This window comes from Bradyrhizobium sp. CFUWI (assembly GCF_056429085.1).
Genome location: NZ_JBWJZE010000154.1, coordinates 1 through 483 on the forward strand (window position 1 = coordinate 1; position 483 = coordinate 483).

1 protein-coding gene is annotated in these 483 nt (G+C 66.5%); it reads left to right on the top strand.

Annotated elements, in window-relative coordinates; all coding sequences use genetic code 11:
- The coding region (locus AC066S_RS39170) for an RlmE family RNA methyltransferase (protein ID WP_478271956.1) at positions 1–409 on the top strand (409 nt) is incomplete at its 5' end.
- Positions 410–483: the final 74 nt, after the last annotated feature.

Sequence of the window (483 nt, forward strand, 5' to 3'; positions counted from 1 at the left end):
GCTCAACGGCACGCTGATCGCGCTCGACATCCTGCCGATGGAGCCGATCGAGGGCGTCACCTTCCTGCAGGGCGACTTCCGCGAAGAGGACGTGCTCGCCCGCCTGCAGGAGACCGTGCAGGGGCGGCCGGTGGACGTGGTGGTGTCCGACATGGCGCCCAATCTCTCGGGCGTGGAGTCGGTGGATGCGGTGCGGATCGCCCACCTGATCGAGCTGGCCGTGGATTTCGCGCAGCAGCACCTCAAACCCGACGGCGCGCTGGTGGTGAAGCTCTTCCATGGCAGCGGCTATGCGCAGCTGGTGCAGCTCTTCAAGGAGAGTTTCCGCACCGTCAAATCGGTCAAGCCCAAGGCCTCGCGCGACAAATCCTCGGAAACCTTTCTCGTCGGCATGGGATTGCGCAAATAACCGCGCGGGAAATCGCCCCGGGCGGGTGACGGCCGACGCGCCGTGCCCGCGACGGCCTGGCACGCTTCCTATGG